This is a genomic window from Corynebacterium sp. MSK035, from assembly GCF_030232615.1.
Taxonomy (GTDB): Bacteria; Actinomycetota; Actinomycetes; order Mycobacteriales; family Mycobacteriaceae; genus Corynebacterium; species Corynebacterium jeikeium_D.
In genome coordinates this window covers 13750-29881 of sequence record NZ_JASPJP010000009.1, presented here as the reverse complement: position 1 = coordinate 29881, position 16132 = coordinate 13750, and the positions used below count along the sequence as shown (strand labels likewise).

General features: G+C 59.0%; 16 protein-coding genes. 9 read left to right on the top strand and 7 right to left on the bottom strand.

Annotated features, from left to right (window positions below):
- Nucleotides 1-4: 4 nt before the first annotated feature.
- The 5 genes from resB to rfbA all read left to right on the top strand — a co-directional run bounded on the left by resB (nucleotide 5) and on the right by rfbA (nucleotide 5609).
- A complete protein-coding gene (gene resB, locus QP978_RS07020) occupies nucleotides 5-1693 on the top strand; it encodes a cytochrome c biogenesis protein ResB (protein ID WP_088611902.1) in 1689 nt (562 codons plus the stop codon).
- 172 nt (nucleotides 1694-1865) lie between these two features.
- The gene (ccsB, locus tag QP978_RS07015) at nucleotides 1866-2876 is read left to right on the top strand and encodes a c-type cytochrome biogenesis protein CcsB (RefSeq protein ID WP_016421998.1); all 1011 of its coding nucleotides are present in this window, start codon (nucleotides 1866-1868) and stop codon (nucleotides 2874-2876) included.
- A 52-nt stretch (nucleotides 2877-2928) separates the two neighbouring features.
- Nucleotides 2929-3921 (top strand): dTDP-glucose 4,6-dehydratase, encoded by a 993-nt coding sequence (rfbB, locus tag QP978_RS07010; RefSeq protein WP_016421999.1) that lies wholly within the window; start codon nucleotides 2929-2931, stop codon nucleotides 3919-3921.
- A 102-nt stretch (nucleotides 3922-4023) separates the two neighbouring features.
- Nucleotides 4024-4713: a dTDP-4-dehydrorhamnose 3,5-epimerase family protein gene (locus tag QP978_RS07005; protein ID WP_088611904.1), complete on the top strand. Its 690-nt coding sequence runs from the start codon at nucleotides 4024-4026 to the stop codon at nucleotides 4711-4713.
- A gap of 20 nt (nucleotides 4714-4733) precedes the next feature.
- Nucleotides 4734-5609, top strand: a complete 876-nt coding sequence (rfbA, locus tag QP978_RS07000) for a glucose-1-phosphate thymidylyltransferase RfbA (RefSeq protein WP_016422001.1) — start codon at nucleotides 4734-4736, stop codon at nucleotides 5607-5609.
- Here rfbA and QP978_RS06995 read toward each other — a convergent pair.
- Nucleotides 5606-5872: a hypothetical protein gene (locus QP978_RS06995; protein WP_070429274.1), complete on the bottom strand. Its 267-nt coding sequence runs from the start codon at nucleotides 5870-5872 to the stop codon at nucleotides 5606-5608. The two genes, rfbA and QP978_RS06995, sit on opposite strands and share 4 nt — an antisense overlap.
- Before the next feature lie 176 nt (nucleotides 5873-6048).
- Here QP978_RS06995 and QP978_RS06990 point away from each other — a divergent pair, with 176 nt between their 5' ends.
- Together QP978_RS06990 and QP978_RS06985 are read left to right on the top strand one after the other, a co-directional pair.
- Nucleotides 6049-6408 carry a DUF4229 domain-containing protein gene (locus tag QP978_RS06990; protein WP_070429275.1) on the top strand — a complete coding sequence of 120 codons (360 nt, stop codon included), beginning with the start codon at nucleotides 6049-6051 and terminating at the stop codon, nucleotides 6406-6408.
- 106 nt (nucleotides 6409-6514) lie between these two features.
- Nucleotides 6515-7756 (top strand): TM2 domain-containing protein, encoded by a 1242-nt coding sequence (locus QP978_RS06985; RefSeq protein WP_070429276.1) that lies wholly within the window; start codon nucleotides 6515-6517, stop codon nucleotides 7754-7756.
- On the opposite strand, the gene QP978_RS06980 is transcribed toward QP978_RS06985, so the two are convergent.
- Genes QP978_RS06980 through menE form a run of 3 tightly spaced genes read right to left on the bottom strand, consistent with a single transcriptional unit; the run spans nucleotide 7753 to nucleotide 11039 of the window.
- Nucleotides 7753-8916 carry an alpha/beta fold hydrolase gene (locus QP978_RS06980; protein WP_083276326.1) on the bottom strand — a complete coding sequence of 388 codons (1164 nt, stop codon included), beginning with the start codon at nucleotides 8914-8916 and terminating at the stop codon, nucleotides 7753-7755. The two genes, QP978_RS06985 and QP978_RS06980, sit on opposite strands and share 4 nt — an antisense overlap.
- A 9-nt stretch (nucleotides 8917-8925) precedes the next feature.
- Nucleotides 8926-9822 (bottom strand): 1,4-dihydroxy-2-naphthoate polyprenyltransferase, encoded by an 897-nt coding sequence (locus QP978_RS06975; protein WP_016422005.1) that lies wholly within the window; start codon nucleotides 9820-9822, stop codon nucleotides 8926-8928.
- A gap of 56 nt (nucleotides 9823-9878) precedes the next feature.
- Nucleotides 9879-11039, bottom strand: a complete 1161-nt coding sequence (gene menE / locus QP978_RS06970; RefSeq protein WP_224433400.1) for an o-succinylbenzoate--CoA ligase — start codon at nucleotides 11037-11039, stop codon at nucleotides 9879-9881.
- A gap of 102 nt (nucleotides 11040-11141) precedes the next feature.
- Between menE and msrA the strand changes: the two genes are divergently transcribed.
- Nucleotides 11142-11798 (top strand): peptide-methionine (S)-S-oxide reductase MsrA, encoded by a 657-nt coding sequence (gene msrA / locus QP978_RS06965; RefSeq protein WP_284857007.1) that lies wholly within the window; start codon nucleotides 11142-11144, stop codon nucleotides 11796-11798.
- A 99-nt stretch (nucleotides 11799-11897) separates the two neighbouring features.
- Nucleotides 11898-13079, top strand: coding sequence for a YkvI family membrane protein (locus QP978_RS06960; protein WP_016422008.1), 1182 nt, complete (start codon nucleotides 11898-11900; stop codon nucleotides 13077-13079).
- Nucleotides 13080-13102: 23 nt separating this feature from the next.
- On the opposite strand, the gene QP978_RS06955 is transcribed toward QP978_RS06960, so the two are convergent.
- From QP978_RS06955 to QP978_RS06945, 3 genes are all read right to left on the bottom strand, one after another.
- Complete coding sequence (locus QP978_RS06955) at nucleotides 13103-14536, bottom strand: ABC-2 family transporter permease (protein WP_126107859.1); 1434 nt, start codon at nucleotides 14534-14536, stop codon at nucleotides 13103-13105.
- Nucleotides 14533-15276, bottom strand: a complete 744-nt coding sequence (locus QP978_RS06950; protein WP_049172353.1) for an ABC transporter ATP-binding protein — start codon at nucleotides 15274-15276, stop codon at nucleotides 14533-14535. Before QP978_RS06950 ends, QP978_RS06955 begins: the two co-directional genes overlap by 4 nt.
- Nucleotides 15277-15392: 116 nt before the next feature.
- Entirely contained in the window at nucleotides 15393-16100 is a 708-nt protein-coding gene (locus QP978_RS06945; protein WP_070546369.1) for a response regulator, read from the bottom strand.
- Nucleotides 16101-16132 lie beyond the last annotated feature (32 nt).

The following is a 16132-nucleotide window of genomic DNA, read 5'->3' as shown; positions in this document are numbered from 1 at the left end:
TTCAATGTCGGTGAATTGGAATAAGGTACGACAGCCCTTCCAGCAGGTCTGGAATTGGTTGACCAGCATGCGCACGGCGCTGATTCTGCTGTTCATCCTCGCTTTCGCAGCGGTTCCGGGTGCCCTGTTGCCGCAGCGCTCGCTGAATAAGGACAAGGTCGACCAGTATCTTGCCGCCAACGGCAAGACCGCCGAGATCATGGATAAGCTGCAGCTTTTCGATGTCTTCTCGTCCGTCTGGTTCGTCGCCATCGTGGCGTTACTGCTGATTTCCCTGGTCGGCTGCATTATTCCGCGCACCATCGACCACTACAAGGCCATGAAGACACCGCCGGCCAGGGCACCGAAACGGTTGGCGCGTCTTCCGCTTCACGACGAAGCCGTGGTCGATGCTTCCGCGGACGAAGTTTCTGAGCGGGTGCGTGAGCGCCTGAACAAGTGGGCATTGACGGAAACTCCAGCAGATGAAGATCGCGCCGGGGCACGCTCCTTTTCCGCGGAGAAGGGCTACCTGCGTGAGCTCGGCAACTTGGTATTCCACCTGGGCATTGCGCTGCTGATTATCATCGTCGGCTTGGGGCGCATGATCTATTACGAGGGCCAGGTCATTCTGCTGACCAACACCGGCACCGAAATTTCTGATGACAACGTCAACAGCGCGGTGGGCGTTCCGTTCTGTAACACCGCTGCGGCGAACTATGACTCGCTGCGCTCGGGAAACACCTTCGACGGTACGACTTTGAACCCGTTCTGTATTCAGGTAGAGGACTTCGCGGCCGATTACCTGCCGAACGGCCAGGCCAAGATGTTTACCTCGCACATCCGATTCGCAGAAGAAGAGGATATGCGTAAGCCTGTCGATGAGTGGGAGAAGACCACGCTGCAGGTCAACCACCCTCTGCGCATCGCCGGTGACCGCGTCTACCTGCAGGGGCACGGCTTTGCGCCTGCGTTCAAGGTGACCTGGCCGAATGGCGAGTCGCGTACGTCGATTGTCCAGTTCCGTCCGGATGATCCGACCTTCTTCCTGTCCTCTGGTGCGCTGCGCTTCGACCCACCAGCAGGCATGTACCCGGACTTGTTCGAGCGCCGCCAGAACCAGATTGCAATCGAGGGACTGTTCGCTCCGACCGCGGAGTTTACTGGTGAAAAGGGTGCTCTGCTGCAGTCCTCTTACCCGGCGATGCAAGACCCGGCCGTGGCTGTCGACATCTACCGCGGCGACGCGGGCTTGGACACCGGTCGTTCGCAGGGGCTGTTTTCCCTCGACCGCGATCTGATGCACTCGGGTCAGCTGGCTAAGGAAGCCCGCGTCAACCTCAAGCAGGGCGAATCCACCGAGCTTGCCGACGGCACCAAGATTGAATTCCTCGGTGCGAAGGAATTCGTCAACTTGCAGGTTTCGCACGATCCCACGCAGTTCTGGGTGCTGGTGGCAACTGTGGCCGCACTGGCGGGCATGGTTCTTTCGTTGGGCATTAAGCGCCGACGTGTTTGGGTGCGCATGTTCCCGCTGGAAGATGGCCGCACTCGCGTTGAGTTCGGTGGCCTTGCCCGCACCGACAAGGCAGGTTGGGGCGAGGAGTTCCAGTACATCGTAGATGACATCCTGGAACGTGACAGTGATGACGAGGATGCTGCTGACAACAATGCTGCGACCGACGAGAGCGCGGACGACAAGGACAAAAGCTAACTGACCACTAAGTCTGGTCCATCATTACTGCAGGGTGAATGCGCGGGGGCGAGAATTGCGCCTCCGCGCATTTTTGCGTCCCCCGTGTCCCCGGTCCCCTTTTGCTTAGTCCTGCTTTAGTACTAGGGTTTGAAGAAGTATTCCGCTAATTCCACACTTTGGAGCCAAGTACATGCTCGTCAATAAGACACTGGCGCAGTTTTCGGACTGGTCGTACTTCACGGCCTTCGCCTTTTATCTTGTGGCCTTTGTTATTTCCATTGCCTACTACAGTCGTCGTATCGCGGCCGCTGAAGCGAAAAGCCAGGTTGCGGAACGCGAGCTGGTAGCCGCCGGTGCGGGTGAGGGAGCTACCACCGCTAGTGTTGCTGACTCGGGGGAGTCGGCGACGAAGTCGTCGGCAAGCGAGCCTAAGAACCAGGTGCTGACGAACCGACTCGGCGTTGTGACGGAAATGCTGATTTACGTCGGGGTGGCCGTGCACTTTGCATCGGTGCTGCTGCGTGGCCTGGCCGTGCAGCGTTTCCCGTGGGGCAACCTCTACGAGTACGTATCAGTTTCAATCCTCTTTGCTATGGCAATTGCAGCTGGCGTACTGCATCGTGAAACCATGCGTGTGTTCTGGCCGTGGCTGTTGGCTCCGATTCTGGCGCTGATGTTTTACGGTGGTAAGAACCTATATGTTGAGGCTGCTCCGGTGGTGCCGGCACTGCAGTCGATTTGGATTCCGGTTCACGTCTCGATTATTTCTATCGGGTGCAGTATCGCACTGATTTCCGGTGTTGCCTCGATTCTCTACATGCTGCGGATGTACAACCGCGAGGGCAAGGAAAAGGGCTTCCTGGGCAAACTGGTCGCGCCGCTGCCGGATGCTCAAAAGCTGGATGCGATTGCTTACCGCACCGCTATTTGGTCCTTCCCACTGTTCGGTCTGGGCATTGTGCTGGGCGCTATCTGGGCCGAGTCCGCATGGGGTCGTTACTGGGGCTGGGACCCGAAGGAGACCACGGCGCTGATTACCTGGATTATCTACGCCCTGTACCTGCACGCTCGCGCGACTTCGGGTTGGCGTAATACCAAGGCCGCGTGGATCAACATCTTCGGTTTTGCCACCATGGTGTTCAACCTCTTCTTCATCAACCAGGTGGTTTCGGGCCTGCACTCCTACGCTGGTCTGAACTAAGTCTTCACACTTGTACAAAGCCGGCATCGCCGGGTGAACTAGAATCGCTTCCATGCGCGTTCTCGTCACCGGTGGTGCCGGCTTTATTGGTTCCAACTTCGTTCTCCGCACTCTTGCTACACGGCCCGATGTGAATGTCACGGTGCTGGACGCTTTCACCTATGCCGCGAACCCTGCGAGCTTGGATGGCGCGGACTGTGAAATCATCCGCGGCGATGTTCGTGACGCGGAGCTGATCGATCGCCTCGTGCCCCGCTTCGACGTGGTCGTCCACTTCGCCGCAGAGAGCCATAACGACAATTCGCTGGTGGATGCCGATCCCTTCGTCACCACTAATGTCATGGGCACCGTGAATCTGGCCAAGGCTTGCGCCACCCACGACGTCCGCCTTCACCACATCTCCACCGACGAGGTCTTCGGCGATCTCGCTCTCGACGATCCAGCACGCTTTACGACGGCCACCGCGTACAAACCCTCCAGCCCCTACTCGGCCTCCAAGGCTTCAGCGGATCACTTTGTCCGGGCGTGGGTGCGCAGCTTCGGGTTGGTTGCGACGATTAGTAACTGCTCGAACAACTACGGGCCGAGGCAGCATCCGGAGAAGCTGATTCCCCGCCAGATCTGTGGTCTGTTGCGCGGTCGTAGCCCTCGCGTGTACGGCACTGGCGAGAATGTTCGGGACTGGATTCACGTCGATGACCACAACGACGCGGTCTGGGCAATCTTGGATTCTGGCGAGGTGGGGGAGACCTACCTGATTGGTGCCGATGGCGAGCGTTCCAACCTCGACGTGGTCGGAGACATCCTGGAGGGCTTCGGTCGTGAGCGGTCCGACTTTGTCCATGTCACTGACCGCCCGGGGCATGACCGTCGTTATGCGATTGACCCCGCATCCATCCGCAGCCTTGGCTGGCAGCCGCGCTACCAAGACTTTTCCGCGGGGCTCGCCGAGACCATCGACTGGTATCGCGCCAACGAGTCCTGGTGGGCGGCGGCCTACGATGCCGCTGAGGCTGGCTACGCGGAGCGCGAGCAGGAGTTGTAGTTCGCTGCTGGGGCATGCCTAGCGAACCCTCAACGCACACTCAGTGCACACTCAACGCGTGCCACAGCCTCAGCCCGGGCGCCCCGTCTACACTTGTTACCCATGAGCCCTAAGAGCACATTCCAGCCCACTTCTATCGACGGCGTTTTCACCTTCGAACCGGTCATCCACGGCGACAGCCGCGGTAGTTTCCACGAGTGGTATCGCCTCGACGCATTCGCCGAGGCCACGGACTACCCGTTCTTCCCGGAGCAGGCCAACATGAGTGTCTCCGCCGCAGGCGTTGTCCGTGGCCTGCACTTCGCTGACGTCAGCACCGCGCCAGATGGCCACCCCGGCCAGGCGAAGCTGGTTACTTGTCCCGCGGGCCACATCCTCGACATTGCGGTTGACCTGCGTCGCGGCTCCGATACCTTCGGCAAGGTCGAGGTTTTCGAGCTCGACAGCAAGACCCGCCGAGTGGTCTATCTGCCCAACGGCATCGGACATGGCTTCGTCTCGCTTGCCGACGACTCTGTGCTCACTTACCTCACTTCCACCGGTTACAACCCGGAGGCAGAGCGTGCTGTTAGCATCCAGGACCCGACTCTCGGAATTGACCTGGCTGCGCTGCTGGCCAAGGGTGGTCTCACCGACGCGGACATGATTCTCTCCGAGCGCGATCAGAAGGCTCCGACTATCGAGCAGTTCGAGGCCGAGGGCAATAAGCTCCCCAGTGAGTTTGACTGCAAGGATCTTGAGAACATGGCTCGCGACGAGTGGGCAATCGCCAACGAAGCGGCCGGGCAGTAAGGCAGAAAGGCGCGAGCACTATGAAGGGCATCATCCTCGCAGGTGGTACGGGCTCTCGGCTGTTTCCCATCACACTTGGCGTAAGCAAGCAGCTGGTTCCCGTCTATGACAAGCCGATGATCTACTACCCGCTGAGCACGCTGATGCTAGCGGGAATCAGGGACATCCTCGTCATCACCACGCCACATGATGCCCCGCAGTTTGAACGCTTGCTTGGCGACGGCTCGCAGTGGGGCCTCACCCTCACCTTTGCCACCCAAGACGAGCCCCGTGGTCTCGCTGAAGCGTTCATCATCGGTGCGGACCACATCGGCGATGACTCCGTTGCCCTCATCCTCGGCGACAACATCTTTTACGGTGCTGGCTTGGGCACGCAGCTGCGCCGCTTCCATAACGTCGATGGCGGAGCGATCTTCGCCTACTGGGTCGCAGATCCCACAGCCTATGGAGTCGTGGACTTCGACCAAAGCGGCAAAGCCGTGGCGATCCAGGAGAAACCGAAGAAACCACGCAGCCATTTCGCGGTGCCTGGTTTGTACTTCTATGATGCCGAGGTTGTTGAGATAGCTCGCTCGCTGCAACCGTCGTCACGCGGCGAATTGGAAATCACGGATGTTAACCGCGCCTACTTGGAGCGCGGGAAACTGCAGGTAGAGGTGCTGCCGCGCGGCACGGCATGGCTGGACACGGGCACGGTGGACAATCTGATGGCCGCGGGTGATTTCGTGCGCACGATTGAGCAGCGGCAGGGGCTAAAGATTGGCTCGCCGGAAGAGGTGGCGTGGCGCATGGGATTCATTGACGATGCTGCGCTTAGCGCGCGTGCCGACGCCCTCAGCGCCAGTGGCTACGGGGAATATCTACAGCAGTTGTTGCTGCGTGGCAAGGACGTTTAGTCAGTTTCGCCGGGATTATCGAGGTTGTCGTCCTGCTCCCGTTCGCGCCGCTCCTGTAGCTCCTGCTCACGTTTACGGCGATCGAATTCGGCCTTCTTGAGCTTCCAGAGGAACTCCGGATCATCGTCGGGAGCGAGCGGACGGGGTTCCGGTTGCGGAGCGGAAATACGTCGCATGCCGTTGCCGCGACTGCCGGGACCAAATGCCTTCCACAGCATGACTACGACAAGGATGATGAACAGCAGCAGAATGAGCCGACCCATGTAATAGCTAACCTCCTGGATTTACCGACTAGAATACGCAACGAGTCCCGTAGTGCCCACGAGGGGTATCGCACTGCATGCGGTACGGCGTACAGAGTTCGTTAGGGTACAAAGGAACGTTGGACACGAACAACGTCGGGCACAGCACAGGCGTAACACGTAGAGGTGAGGGTTTAATGACCAATCCAGCAGAGCAGGACAAGTTGGCTTCTGAGGCTCAGATGCCAGCAGCTCCGGTGACCAAGAATGCTGGTCGCGGCAATGCCATGAAGGGGCTGTTCTGGTACGGCCTTGCTCGTCTGCTGCTATTCCTAGTGCTGTTCTTCGTTCTGCTCGTGATTATTTACTTCGTTAATGTGCAGATTCCGGCTGCAATTACGGCTGTGTTCGCACTGATTATTGCGATGCCGCTGTCGGTTTTTGTGTTCCCGAAGCTGCGCGTCCAGGCCAATGAGTCTGTTGCAGTGTGGTCGGAGAACCGCCGCGCGCACAAGGAATACATTGCGCAGCAGATTAAGGACCGCGAGGAAAACTAGCGCTAATTTTATTAGTTCCTAGTCCATTTTATTTATGTACCTCGGACACATGTCCGGGGCGCTTGAAGATGTTGCTAATATCCACTCTTGATTTTGTTTAAAAATTATGAAGGGTGTCGGCAAAATGCATCATGCGACATATGATGTTTCTCCGCGAAAATTGTGGTTCAACATCGAAGCAGTAGGTTGTGACGAATATCTTCGGTCTGCTCAGCGCGCAAGTGCAAGCCGTACCGCAGACGAAAATGGGAGTTACGAATTCCCTGTAGAGCTGGTGTTGGAGCCAGATAATCCATTTCACCGCTCTCGACAGGCAATTTCGATTCGCTTTGAAGATGAGGTTTTGGGCTACCTTCCGGAGGATGAGTCCGAAAAGTACTGGGATGAGCTGGCGCGTATCGCTGCAACTGGGCTACGACCGACGACAATGGCTCGGCTCATTCCAGACGGGGATTTGTACTCGATTTTTGCTGAGTTCACCCTCATCATTGCACTAGGAGTGCCAGGAACACTTGTCCCCGTTAATGACCCGCCTGTACTGCCCATGGCGTTGTTGCCGTGGGGGGAGCCAATTCCTGTGCTAATTGATAATAATCAAATAAATGTGTTGCAGCCATTGATTTCGGAATCCGGTGAAAACCAGGTTTTGGTAACTTTGCATAGCAAAAATTCTGCAGCTGAAGGGCAGGCAGCAATCTCGGTCCACGTTGGGTTTGATGAGGTAGGCGAATTGCCGCAATCACAAGTCTTCCGGCTGTTACCTCTTATTGAACAGGTTGAGAAGCTCAATTTGCAGCCCACGGCTCGTGCGATGCTCCGTGGTTCCGCAGTGGCTGCAGCGATGACTGTATGTGCAGCACGTGCGGATGAGGTCGCTCCATCTTTCCTTTATGCGCCCGAGTCGGTAGATATCCCCAAACTTGTCAATGGTAATCAGCTATTGGCAATTCCGGATGCGTGGACAGGTGAGAACAACTCCGACCCATTTGAAGTAGATAACTTCGACGATGAAGATGCCTCCGAGGAGCCGTCCTACGAAGCGACGGCGAACAACCCATATTCTGCCGCGATGATGTCTGCTCAGAAAATGCTCGAAACAAGGCCAACGCTGTCTAGTGCGTTAAAGCCTTCCCCTAAAGCCTCGAAGGACATTGGCGTAGCGTATTTCTTGTGGCTCTTCCTGGGGATTTTCGGCGCACATCGGATTTATCTCGGCGATAACGTCGGGGGTCTTCTTCAATTGATTACTATGGGCGGCGCTGGTATCTGGTGGCTGCTAGATATTTTCCTTATTCCTGGAATGGTCAACCGATGTAATGCCAATGCTCATCCCCAGAGATTCTCTTAGCTATGCACCTGATCCAGTAGTCGCTCGATTGCCCGGTTCACCGCTTCAGGCGCCTCCAGCGGCAACATGTGGCCGGCCCCGTCGACTTCAACCAGTTCGGCGTCCGGCCACTTTTCCATAATTAGGTCTGCTTGCTTGCGCGGAGTGACATCGTCCTTCGTGCCCACCAGTACCGCTCCTGGCAAGCCCTCCAAGTAAGGCCCGGCTGCGAACTCGTCGTGATCCTGCAGGTCGTCGAGATATCCCACGAAAGTTTCCAGCGGTGTTTCATTAATCATGGCCGCGTGGAACTCGATGATCTCGTAGTCCGTGCGCCGGGCGAACACCGCCACCGCCAACGACGGCGCCATCAGTGACGCGATTGCCTCGCGGAACTTGCGAATCTCCTTCGGCGAGGACTCAATTGCATTGCGCGCCGCATCCGCCACCGGGGACGCCAGAATCTGCGGCACACCCTGGGCGGCCAGCTTGTCGATAGACGTGGAAATCAACACTACGCCTGCTATCCGACGGCGAATGCTTTCCTCGGCAGCCCGCACCATGTGCAGTGCAATCAAACCGCCTAGCGAATGCCCAACCACGATGAGTTTTCCGGTCGCGGCACGCTCGGCGATCACGGCCAGCGCATCGGCCGCAGCCCCTTCGACCGTGCAGAGTGAAGCCGGAACCGCTCCGGTCTGGCCGTGGCCGCGCAGATCCATAGTCAACAGGCGTGCTTCCGGGTGCGACTTGCGCAGCGCGTTGAACTGCCGGTACCAGGACTCACCAGCCAGGGTGAAGCCGTGGACGAAGACGATGGTCACGGGTTCTTTGGCGGGTTCGCTAGGTTCAACCTCGTACCAGTGCACCGGAATATCGGTGGTGACAGCATCCGGCTTGTCGCTGGCCTTCCGCTCGTCGTCCTTGGCCGCAATCTCGGCCGTGACCGGTGCGGTCTTGATATGCACCACGCCGGTTGACGTGAGATCGGTGAGTCCCGGTTCACGGGTCTGCGAATGCAGCGCACCGTGCTCCAGCGCCAGTCGGCGGCGTCCCGATTTGGTCAAACGCAGAGCAGCGCTGCGGGCGAAAGCTGGAGCCTTGGCTGCTGTGTCGCCAACTCGGGTTGCGGCCTCCTGGACGTCGTCAAGCGCCTTGTGCGTCAGTGTGCGGAAGTCCATCGGTACCCCCTAGCTGAGCGCGAGTGCGAGTGCCGTAATGACGGACCAGGCAAGCATCATCTTGCCGGTAAGCCCCAGTACCGGGATGAGCTCCTTGCCCTTCTTATGCATGCGAATTGGCTCGGAGGCCTTCACCCACAGCGGCACGATGAGCAGACCCACCAGCGCCCATGGGCGCCAGAAAGCGATAAAGCTGCTGGCCAGCGCGGGCATGAGGGAGAGAATCTGCCAGACGATGCGGGTGCGGAAGTCGCCCAGGCGAACTGCCAAGGTGATCTTGCCGGTAGCGGCGTCGGTGGGGATGTCGCGCAAGTTGTTCGCCAGGTTCACGGCAGAAGACACCGAACCAATACCAATTGCGCAGGCCAGGCCGACCCAAGACAGCGAGCCCGTCTGGGTGAATTCCGTGCCGAGCACCGCGACGAGACCGAAAAAGACGAAGACCGAGACCTCGCCAAGTCCGCGATAACCGTAGGGATTTTTACCGCCGGTGTAGAACCACGCAGCCGCGATGCACAGTGCACCGACCAGAATGAGCCACCACGCGCTCATCAGGGACAGCGCCACACCGGCAAGACCGGCGACACCAAAGGAACCGAACGCCGCGTACTTCACAACCTTCGGCTCGACCAGACCAGAACCCGTCAGGCGCAGCGGGCCCGAGCGGTCATCGTCAGTGCCGCGGATGCCATCGGAGTAGTCGTTGGCGAAGTTCACGCCCACAATCAACGCCCACGCGACAACCAGCGCGAGCACCGCACGTCCCCAGATAATCGGCGCGTGCGTCGATGCCGCTCCGACACCGACGATGACCGGCGCAAACGCATTCGCCCAGGTATGGGGGCGCGCGCCTTCCAGCCAATCGCTTAACGACGCCGTTGCAGGACTCTTTGGTGCTTCAGACATGAATTAATAATAGGACGTGACACCAAATGCCTTGAACTAATGCGTGTCTGAATGAGCTAAAAGAGCGCCGCGACTTTCTTCCGGTCGACCTTGCCCGGACCAATCAGTGGCAGGACCTCCACGCGACGCAGGTCCTTCGGAATCATCCAGTGATTGATTCGCCCGGCGTCTTCAGCATCGCCGAGCCCGTCCATGACATCGCCGAGCTCAGCGATGCCTTCATACGCTGCGACGATAGCGTGGCCGAGCCTTGGGTGTGGCACACCGACCACGCAGGCTCCCGTAACTCCATCGATGGCGAGCAGTTCACGTTCGAGGACTTCGGGGTGCAGCTTCAACCCGCCGGAGTCGATGATGGTGTCCAGGCGTCCCGTAATGACTAGTCGGCCATCGTGGATCTCGCCCGCATCGGAGGTGGCGAACCAACCTGGTTTATGGAAAGCCTCGTGACTGGGCGCGTTGCGGTAACCGTGTGCAATCATCGGTCCGCCCAGCCAAACGCGACCATTTTCGATGGCGACCTGTGCACCTTCGATGGGCTGTCCGTCATAGACGCAGCCGCCGGCTGTCTCGGAGGAACCATAGGTGGTCACGATATTGATGCCGAGTTCCTCCGCGCGCGCTGCCACCTGCGGGTTCAAGGCCGCGCCGCCGACAAGGACGGCGTCAAAGAGGCGCAGGGCAGCAGCACCAAAGGGTTCTTCCATGGCCTTCGCCAGCTGCATCGGAGCCAGCGAGGTGTAGGCACGGTCGCCGGCGCCAGCGCCTGTGAGAGCCTCGGCGCCGTCGGCGAATGCGGCCACATCAAAACCGTCGGTCACATCCACACACACCGGATCCGTGCCCGCGAGCAGCGAACGAATGAGAACCTGCAGGCCAGCGATATGGTAGGCCGGCATCGCCAGCAGCCACTGCCCTTCACCGCCGAGCCACTGATGTGTAGCGGTAGCAGAGGAGACCAAGTTATCCACCGTCAGCTGTGCACCCTTCGGTGTGCCGGTGGAACCGGAAGTGCCGACAACAAGCGCGATGGACTCATCAATCGGCTCACCTGCGCGTTGCGAGTTCCGCAAGATTGAGGCGCGCGTGCCGTCGTGAAGCGGAACGGGAAGAAGAGAGACCTCACCGTCCAGCGCGGCGCGGAGGTCGGGCAGGATGGCGGTCGGGTTGTGGGGATTGACGGAAAGCAGGCTGAGCGTACGCACAACCCAAACCATAGCCCGTGTTGTGCCGTAGTTTCTGGTGGCGAGGTCGGAACAATCGTGGCCTCGGGCGCGTTGCGCAGACCAAAGACAGTCATAGATAGAAAGGCGTCGAAGATGGGTTGGATTTTTGGTAGGTCAGCGGAGCTGGTGCCGGAAGATGAGGCGCTCAAGGGCGGCTCGCACCCGGTATTGGAAGATCCTAAGCCGCATGCGGTGCTCGGCACGCCGATCACCGGTCCATGGGAGGATGGCCAGGAGGTCGTCTACATCGGTATCGGCTGTTACTGGGGTGCTGAGAAGCTGTTTTGGAAAACACCGGGCGTGCTCAGCACATCGGTCGGGTTCGCCGGTGGCGTGACGCCGAATCCCACCTACCGCGAGTCCTGCACTGGGCGGACCAACCACACCGAGATTGTGGAGGTCGTCTACGACCCGGAGCAGATTAGCTTCGACCAGCTGATTGCTAAGGCCTTCGAGGCCCACGATCCCACGCAGGGCTACCGCCAGGGCAATGACGTCGGCACGCAATACCGTTCCGCGATTTACACGAAGACGCCCGAGCAGGCGCGCCGGGCGCAGGAGATCGCCGATGCGTACGCGCCGAAGCTTGCCGACGCTGGCCTGGGTCCCATCACCACGGAGATTAAGCCACTCGCGGAGACCCCGGCAGGGGAGTACTACCGGGCTGAGGATGAGCATCAGCAGTACTTGTTTAAGAATCCGAACGGCTACTGCCCAGTGCATTCGACCGGCGTGGCCTGCGGAATTTAAAGGCGAAACTTCGTAGAACGCTTAATTGCGATTAGTAAAACTCACTGAGAAAAGTAAGGTGGTTATATTAATCCGATAGTCGAATAGGAGTGAACCCTTGTGGTGAAGCAAGTACTGCGCGTTGCATTTGCCTTCGTCGGCGTGGTCGTCGGCGCGGGCTTTGCGACGGGTCAGGAAATCATGCAATACTTCGTCGCCTTTGGCATCAATGGTGTCTGGGGTGCCGTTCTCTCAGCGGTAATCATGAGCCTGATGGCGATGATCATTTTGCAGCTGGGAAGCTATTTTCAGGCCAGCGAGCACGGCGAAGTTTTCCGACGCGTATCGCACCCCATCTTCTCGCGAGTACTGGACATTGGCGTGATTATCACGCTCTTCGCCACCGGGTTCGTCATGTTCGCCGGTGCCGGTGCCAACATGGAGCAGCAGTGGGGCATCCCTGTGTGGATCGGTGCCGTAATCATGGTGTTGGTGACCATTGCAGCCGGTTTCCTCGATGTTGACCGAGTGACCACAGTGATCGGTTCCATCACGCCGTTTATCGTCGGCTTTATCCTGCTGGCCAGTGTTTATACGCTGGCGTTCACCGATGCCACCCCGGCCGCGGAGCAGGCAGCTGCCGTTGCGGAAGTCCCGACTACCCTGCCGAACTGGGTTGTCGCCGCAGTGAACTATGTTGGTTTTAACCTGATGGTTGCGGTTTCCATGGCGATTGTTATTGGCGGTAGCCTGTTCAATCCCCGCGCCGCTGGAGCCGGTGGGTTTACCGGTGGTTTGATTTACTCCGCGATGCTGCTGATTACCACCATCACGCTGTTCCACACTGTTGGTACTGTCGCCACCGATGCCGTGCCAATGCTCACCGTCATTAATCGACTGCACCCGTGGCTGGGCCAGGCCATGGCCGTGGTAATCCTTGGCATGATCTTCAACACGGCACTTGGCATGTTCTACGCACTGGGGCGTCGCGTCACCGCAAATCACCCGGAAAAATTCAAGATTGTCTACGTCGCGCTGGTCTTGCTCGGTTTCGCCTTGAGCTTCATGGGCTTCCAGAACCTAATCGGTTGGGTCTACCCAATCCTGGGCTACATCGGTCTGCTGCTCATTACTGTCATGCTTGTTGCCTGGTTGCGCGGCCGCGAGCGCATCAGTGAAGAGACTTCCCGCCGCAAGCGCATCTTCCGCCTGGTCCGCCGTGGCCGGAACAAGGAGGCCCGCGAGGAGATTGAAGACTCCAACCTCAGTGTCGAAGAGGTCCGCGAGGCGATCGAGGAGTAGGTGGGCTGCTCGTAGCGCCGCCGTCAGTCTTGGGATCGGATCGCTTTCAATGATGTCGCCCGAGCCCAAGCCACGAACGCCGCCATCACAATGGCGGACACGAGAACCATCACTGGCCACCGATCGGGGTAATCACGGACTACCCAAGTCCATCCCCATTCCGAGGTCCACCACAACGGTGAGGCGCTGAGGACATCACCGCCAACCATCACCGCCCAACCGCCGAGCGCGACCGAGACAAAGATTGCGGCCGCCACACTTCGACGCGCAATTAAGCCGGTCACGGCCACAATCATCGCGGCCACAAGAGACGCGATTACCGCCTGGTACGGCCAGGGGTTAATGCCCGTCTGGCTATTGGTCTCGCCGCCTGCACCACTGATCACCACCGCAACCACCAGCACCGGCAGGAGAAACGCCATATCCAAGGCAAACAGTCGGAGCGTGATGCTGTGTCGCGCACGCCGATACATCAGTGCTGGCCAGGCATCGGCTTGCGAAGTCCATGTCATGATGGCCACCACGGTTGCGGCCGTCGGCACGCAGACGAAACTCAGCAGCCCCAGCGCATACTCCGGGTTCCACACCACACGCACGACCGCAAGTCCGGCAAGCATCAGCGCTGCGAGACTCCACCAGGTGCGCCAGGGAAGGGTCGCGCTCATGCCATGGCTTAACGACGAAGTGCTGCGTTCCCGGCCCGTCGGCAAGCTGAGAGATTTTCCGTGCGCAAGCAATGCGATGGCAAATAGACCTAGCCCGAGGAGTAAATGCAGCAACGCGGGCGGCAGGATGGCGATGTTCCAGATCTCGCTGTCGGCGGGAGCCGAGATGGAATTAGCCTGCACTCCGTGGATAGGTAACGTTGGGCGGATTGCCCAGGTCCACGGGAGAACTTTCCAGTTTGGGCTCATGGCGTCCAGTGTTCCTGCGATGGCCCAAGCGATGGAAGCGAGCGGAGCGAGGAAGAGAGCTGCGCGTGGCACAAGGCGCCATAGGGCAAGGCCGAATGTCCAGAAGACGAAGAATGACAACGTGCTAAAGAGCGTGAATTGCAATGCGGTGCTCACGCTCCGGGCAAGGAGTGCAGCCATCAATGCGTGACCGAGGGCCGCGGAGGCAATGACAGTGGCTGCGCGGGCAAGGAGCACTCGAGTGCCCGAGATATTGCGCCAGATTAGGCCGCCTTGGCGGAGTTTTTCTTCACGGTTTTGGCCGATGACGGACGTAATAGCAGCCAGGGGAGGAAGCAGGATAAGCGAGTAGATGTGGGCGCTCGCCATGGCGGTGGCGTCAACGCCTCTAGAAAAGACCATGCTGACCAGAGCGATTGCCACCATGATGATGGGAAGAAACATGGTGAGTGACCACTTTGCCCGCAGTAGCTCGGCGCGGAAGTAGCGGCGGGCAGGAACGGTGCGCGTGTTAAGAGTGCGCGTGTGCGGTTGAGTGCTCATCGGGCAACACCTACTGCGGTGAAGAAAGCTTGCTCGAGGGATTGACCAGCAGCCGCAAAGTCAGCCAGCGGGCCTTCGTAGACCAGTCGGCCACCAGCAAGGACGCCAAGGTGGTCAACGCTCTTCTCGACCTCTCCGAGTTGATGGGAGGACACCACGACGGCCTTGCCACTAGCGGCAAGATTTCGCAACAAGGTGCGCAGGCCCACGATAGCTTCGGGGTCGAGGCCGTTGGTGGGCTCGTCGAGAAGCACAATGTCGGGGTCGGTGAGCAGCGCCATCGCCAGGGAAAGACGAACCTTCATGCCCGTTGAGAAAGCGCGGCCACGCTTGTTACCAGCATGAAGCCCGACCAAGTCGAGGACTTCGGCGATACGGCTCTTGTCCGTGCCGGTCAGATGTGCGTGCACTTTGAGATTGTCGGTGGCTGAGAGCTGTGGGTAGAACGCCGGGCCATTGATGGAGGCGCCGATGCGGTCCAGGTCGACAACGGACCACGGGTGTCCCGCGATGCTGATTTCACCGGAGTAGGGAATTAGCCCAAGCACCGTGCTCATCAACGTGGATTTACCTGCGCCGTTGAGTCCCAATAGCCCGTAGACCTCGCCGGCGCGGACGTTCATATCGAGGCCGTTCAGGACAGGTTCGTTCTTGCCGTAGGAGACAGTGATGCCGCGCAGCTGGAGGAGGGGAGCGGCGGCGTCTGCGGAAGGGCCTGAGGTGGGGGTTGGTGCGTTCATGCCTTAAGTAATAGGAGTGTTTGGCACGGTTCGCGCCCTCCCTGAGGATGAGGTGGCGGAAATATCCTCCCTAGGGAGGAGGCGATAGCGAGGATGACGGTACCAGCGAGGAGAAGCTACAGCAGCCCGTTTTTCGCAGCCCAAATGACAAGATCCACGCGACTGCGTGAGCCTGTCTTGGTCAACAGGGATTTCACATGGGTTTTCACTGTCGTCGTGGCGACAACCAACCTGCGAGCAATTTCGTCATTGGAAAGCCCTTGGCAGACGAGGTTCAAAATCTCCTGTTCGCGGGGTGTGAATTGGGTTCCTGTGTGAGTGGGGTCTGAGTCAGCGCCATGTGTCGAGAACGCTCTCGCTGGCTGTCCTGAGTGCGGTGCGCGCGGTGAAACATGCCGCAACACCATCGGCGTCACCTTCGGATCGATGACTCCTTCACCACGGTGGATACGCATGATGGCCGAAAGCAGCTCACGGGGATTGGAGTCTTTGAGCAAAAAGCCTGCGGCCCCAGCTTCTAAAGCGCCGAGCACCAGGTCTTCTTCGCGGAAAGTGGTCAGTACCAAGACTTTTGGAGTGGAAGCGCGAGCCGCACCTCCGGACGGCACGCCTTGCACAATCTGTCGTGTGGCCTCGATACCGTCCATCACGGGCATTCGAATGTCCATGACGACCACATCGGCTCCGGAGGCACGACGCACAGCCTCGGCGCCGTCGCCCACGGCACCAATGACTTTCATCTGCGGGTGGGCATCAATAAGCTGCGCGAAAGACTGCCGAATCAAAGCCTGATCTTCAGCCACTAATACTCGAATTACATCCATTGCTCGTCTTTCTCAACAGGATTGACAGTCAG